This window comes from Prevotella conceptionensis 9403948, assembly GCF_000312305.1.
In the GTDB taxonomy this organism is placed as follows: Bacteria; Bacteroidota; Bacteroidia; order Bacteroidales; family Bacteroidaceae; genus Prevotella; species Prevotella conceptionensis.
In genome coordinates, this window is sequence record NZ_HE999450.1 from 107,510 (window position 1) to 112,840 (window position 5,331).

Sequence of the window (5,331 nt, forward strand, 5' to 3'; positions counted from 1 at the left end):
GCCGTAAAGAGCACTCCTTCATGTTTCTTATGTTCCTATGTCAACATGGACATGTTTGTGTCAAAATTTGAAAGGTGAACGTTTTCGTTAAGCCAAATGAACAACGTCGAGCTTGCTCAGACATTGTCGTGGCGAGAAAACGCACTTTTCGAGGAACGAGAAAAGAACAATTAATTCGTTCACTTGTCCACTTGCCTTCTTATTAACTTGTCAACTCGTCAACTTGCCATTGCTTGTCAACTTTTCAGCAAGAAATTTAACATTATGAGTGCCCTTTTTATCCACCAATCGCGCACCTTGCCGCAAAAAATCGATTCTCGCGAAGGTTTGTTTTGATGCAAAAAGGGGGTAGTCTGTGAATACGATAAAATGAATATTTATTTCAAGAAACCGCCATTTGTACCACATTTGGGGCTATTTGCGGCTAAATGTACTGCAATTTGCTGCAAAACGCAGTGCAATATGCCGCTAAACGCAGTGCGTTTTGGTGCAAAATGCAGTGCGTTTTGGTGCAAAATGCAAGGTAAAATGGTGCTAAATGCAGTGCAAAATGCAGCTAAACGTAAGACGAAAAGCATAAATATGCACTACAATGGTATAAACAAAACCTCTTAGAACCATGAAACACATGGCCGAAAAGGGTAAAATAGTCGTTAAAAAGTGGGTTTTTAGGGGCTAAAAGTGGGTAATTGGGGGTAAAGAATAATGAGTTGGCAACCAATCTAGAAAGGCAAAATGGTACAAAACGCAGGCCTTTTTCTTAAAATTGAACATATTGAAAGGTGCGAAAGACTAGAAATAGTAGCAATTTACCTACCTTATGGCCTATATTTTCGCTAGAACGGAGCGAAAATTAGAGCGGTATTGTAAAATAAAAGATAACGATTTAAGTTTTTGGGTTGGGGAGCTTTTGAGTTGATGAGCTTTTGTGTTGGGGAGCTTTTGAGTTGGAGGATTTTTGAGTTGATGAGCTTTTGTGTTGATGAGCTTTTGTGTTGGGGAGCTTTTGTGTTGGGGAGCTTTTGTGTTGTGGAGCTTTTGAGTTGGGGAGTTTGTGAGTTGGGGAGTTTGTGACTTTGTGAGTTGATGACTTCGGGATTTGTTGGGCTTTTGTGAGTTTATAAGCCAGTGAGCTGGCCTGTCCTGCACTCCTCTCAATTTATAGAGATATTAAAAGTCAAGACGGCTTTATAGTAAATGTTTTTGAGTAAGAGGTTAAGAAAGAAATGTTTTGTGCAAAGAAAAAGAGGAAGTGCCGAAATAGGTACTTCCTCTTTACGTTATTTGTTGTGACTTTTTTACTTCACTTCCTCAAAGTCTGCGTCTTGCACATTGTCGCCAGTGTTGTCGCCTTGTGCTTGTTCTCCGCCTGCGCCTTGGAAACCGGCGTTGGGATCGGGTTGAGCACCACCTGCGCCTTGGTACATCTGTGCGCTAGCAGCTTGCATCACGCTGTTAAGGTTGTTGATGGCAGCGTCTATTGCGGCAACATCGGCAGCCTTGTGGGCGTCTTTAAGCTGTTGCAGTGCGCTTTCGATGCCTGGCTTTTGGTCGGCAGGGATTTTGTCACCGTTGTCTTTCAAGAAGTTCTCGGTGGTGAAAATCATCGAGTCGGCCTGGTTAAGCTTGTCTACCTTCTCACGTTCGGCCTTGTCGGCAGCTGCGTTTTGTTCAGCCTCAGCCTTCATGCGCTCAATCTCTTCCTTGCTCAATCCGCTGCTAGCCTCGATGCGTATTTTCTGTTCCTTGCCCGTGGCCTTATCCTTGGCAGACACGTTAAGGATGCCGTTGGCATCGATATCGAACGTTACTTCAATCTGTGGAACACCGCGACGAGCGGGTGCGATACCTTCGAGGTTGAACTGTCCGATGCTCTTGTTCTGCGATGCCATAGGCCGTTCGCCCTGCAAAACGTGGATGGTAACAGCCGTTTGGTTGTCTACTGCTGTAGAGAACGTTTCGCTCTTCTTGTGCGGGATGGTGGTGTTGGCGTCGATAAGCTTGGTCATTACGCCACCCATTGTCTCGATACCCAGCGTAAGAGGCGTAACGTCGAGCAATACGATGTCGCCCACACCGCTCTCCTTGTTGAGGATGGCACCCTGAATGGCGGCACCCACGGCTACCACTTCGTCGGGGTTAACGCCCTTCGAAGGCTCTTTGCCGAAGTAGTTCTTCACCAATGTCTGCACGGCGGGGATGCGGCTCGAACCTCCTACGAGGATAACTTCGTCGATATCCGAGGTTGACAGCTTGGCATCCTTTATGGCGTTTTGGCATGGTACGAGACAAGCCTGTATCAAGTTGTGTGCCAATTGCTCGAACTGAGCACGCGTCAAGGTCTTCACCAAGTGCTTGGGCACGCCACCCTCTGCCGATATATAAGGCAGGTTGATTTCGGTTGAAGTGGTGCTCGACAGCTCAATCTTAGCTTTTTCGGCAGCCTCTTTCAGGCGTTGCATGGCCATGGGATCCTTCGTTAGGTCGATTCCCTCGTCGGCCTTAAAGCCATCGGCCAGCCATTTGATTATCACTTGGTCGAAGTCGTCGCCGCCCAAGTGGGTGTCGCCATTGGTAGAAAGCACTTCGAATACGCCACCACCAAATTCGAGGATGGATATATCGAAAGTACCGCCACCAAGGTCGAACACGGCAATCTTCATGTCCTTGTTGCCCTTGTCAACACCGTATGCCAGGGCGGCAGCTGTTGGCTCGTTAACGATACGTTGTACGTTAAGGCCTGCGATTTGTCCAGCTTCTTTGGTTGCTTGACGTTGTGAGTCGGAGAAGTATGCAGGAACCGTAATAACGGCATCGGTTACTTCCTGTCCGAGGTAGTCTTCGGCGGTCTTCTTCATCTTTTGAAGTATCATCGCCGATATTTCTTGCGGTGTGTATTTGCGACCTTCGATGTCCACACGAGGCAATCCGTTTTCGTTTACAACGGTGTAAGGCATGGCCTCAGCCTCTTTGCGGCTTTGCTCGTAGGTCTCTCCCATAAATCGTTTAATCGAGTAAACGGTGTTCTTGGGGTTGGTGATGGCCTGACGTTTGGCGGGGTCGCCCACCTTTCGTTCGCCGTCTTTAACGAAACCCACCACAGAAGGCGTGGTGCGTTTGCCTTCGCTATTGGCGATTACTACTGGCTCGTTGCCTTCGAAAACGGCAACGCAGCTGTTAGTTGTTCCTAAGTCTATTCCAATAATTTTTCCCATAAGAATATTTTATTTTATATTTTTGTTCGTTATTTAAATGCTAGCGGCTGTGGCCTTGCAGTTTGGCATGCACCATATATATAATGAGTGCGTGTCGCTGGTTGTGTAGGCCGCCGCTCGCTAACCTCATGTGCAAAGCTTGTGCCAAGAGCAGATGGCCGTCATGTCGCTGACAAATTGGCATAGGAGGGGGAGGTTGTGAGTTTCTGAGTTCGTGAGTTTCTGAGTTCGTGAGTTGATAAGCTTTTGGGTTTATAAGTGTCTGAGTTGGTTTAGACTTGTGGGTTGACGGGCTTGTTAGTTGATGAGTTTAAAGTTCGTGGAGGTTGTGAGTTAATCGTTTGTTGTCCCACTTAAACTTCCAAACTTCTCTCCTTATCGGCCAGAAAACACACAAACTCGAAAACTCGCGAACTTACAAACTGAATAATTGCAATATATTTGTTATCTTTGCAGCGTTAAAGGCCAACCCGACAATCTCACCTTCAATCGAACGGAGTTTGCGCGGTGGGCCTGTACGTTATATCTAAAACAATAGTAGGGAAATGACTTCATTGACATTGGCAATCGTCGTTGTCTTCATTATGGGCTATCTTTGCATTGCCCTCGAAAGCTTGACGAAGGTGAACAAGGCGCCCGTGGCGCTCTTGATGTGTGTGGCTTGCTGGACGCTTTTCATGGTTAACCCATCCGAATTCGTGTTGCCCGGCATGCCCGAATTGACAGGTAATGCTGCCGGAATATTGGCACACGTGGGCGAAAGCCTGAGAGAACATTTGGGCGAAACGGCCGAAACGCTGTTCTTCCTCATGGGGGCGATGACCATCGTGGAGGTTGTTGACACCAATGGCGGGTTCAACTTCGTGCGCGATTCCATACAGACACACAGCAAGCGCGGACTGTTGTGGCGCATTGCCTTTATGACTTTCTTCCTGTCGGCCATCCTCGACAACCTTACAACGAGCATCGTGATGATTATGGTGTTGCGCAAGCTAGTGGCCGATAAGCAAGACCGCATGGTGTATGCCGCGTTGGTGATTATCGCTGCCAATTCGGGAGGTGCTTTCTCGCCCATCGGCGACGTAACCACCATCATGCTTTGGATTGCTGGTTCTATCACCACGGTTGGCGTAATAACCGAGATTTTGGTGCCTTCGTTGGTGTCGATGCTGGTTCCCGCTTTCATCATGCAGTATATGTTGAAAGGCAAACTGCCTGCTATGGCCGCATCGGCAGAAGACAGCGCGCTGGCCTTTACGCGCACGCAACGTCGCATTATTTTCTTCCTTGGTGTTGGCGGACTAATGTTCGTGCCCATCTTCCGCTATCTTACCGACCTGCCTCCCTACATGGGTATATTGCTCGTGTTGGGTGTTTTGTGGACTGCCACTGAGATTTTCCACCGCAGAATGCATTTGGGCGAAGACTCGATGTCGGCTCGCGTCATTGCCTTGCTGCGCAAGATAGACATGGGCACCATCCTTTTCTTCCTGGGTATCTTAATGGCGGTGGGTTGCTTGGCAGAGATTGGCGTGCTTACGGCTATGGGTCGTGGACTGGACAGCGTAAGCGGTGGCAACCACTACTTGGTAACGGGCATCATCGGTGTGCTTTCTAGCATTGTAGATAACGTTCCGCTTGTGGCAGGATGTATGGGTATGTACCCCATTGCACCAACCGGCGACATGGCCGTAGACGGCATTTTCTGGCAGTTGTTGGCCTATTGTGCTGGCGTTGGTGGCTCGATGCTCATCATTGGCAGTGCGGCTGGCGTTGTGGTGATGGGGTTAGAGAAGATTACCTTTGGCTGGTACATGAAACGTATTACATGGGTGGCCTTCGTTGGATACCTTGCCGGCATCCTAACTTATTGGGTAGAACGCATGTTGTTCTTCGATTGATAGGTGCAAAGCCAAGTGATAAACGGGCCAATCGGGTTGGTTTGATTGGTCTGATAGGGGGTCCGACTAGTCCGAATATTAATCCGACTAGTCGGACTTTTCTTTGATACATAACAATTTCTCTCGCAGATGATAACAATAGAACAAGCGCAAATAAGTCAAGCCTCAGACATCGCACGCCTTATCATGGAGGCGATGAACCACGAATGTTGCCT

The 5,331-nt window shown here is 48.1% G+C and carries 2 protein-coding genes; one reads left to right on the top strand and one right to left on the bottom strand.

Annotated elements, in window-relative coordinates; all coding sequences use genetic code 11:
- Nucleotides 1-1,298: 1,298 nt before the first annotated feature.
- Nucleotides 1,299-3,215: a molecular chaperone DnaK gene (dnaK, locus tag BN93_RS12310; protein WP_019188629.1), complete on the bottom strand. Its 1,917-nt coding sequence runs from the start codon at nucleotides 3,213-3,215 to the stop codon at nucleotides 1,299-1,301.
- A gap of 545 nt (nucleotides 3,216-3,760) precedes the next feature.
- Here dnaK and nhaD point away from each other — a divergent pair.
- Entirely contained in the window at nucleotides 3,761-5,116 is a 1,356-nt protein-coding gene (gene nhaD / locus BN93_RS12315; protein WP_044260691.1) for a sodium:proton antiporter NhaD, read from the top strand.
- Nucleotides 5,117-5,331: the final 215 nt, after the last annotated feature.

Coding starts and splice junctions, on each gene's coding strand:
- dnaK (WP_019188629.1), bottom strand. CDS start 3,215: ATGGGAAAAATTATTGGAATAGACTTAGGAACAACTAACAGCTGCGTT.
- nhaD (WP_044260691.1), top strand. CDS start 3,761: ATGACTTCATTGACATTGGCAATCGTCGTTGTCTTCATTATGGGCTAT.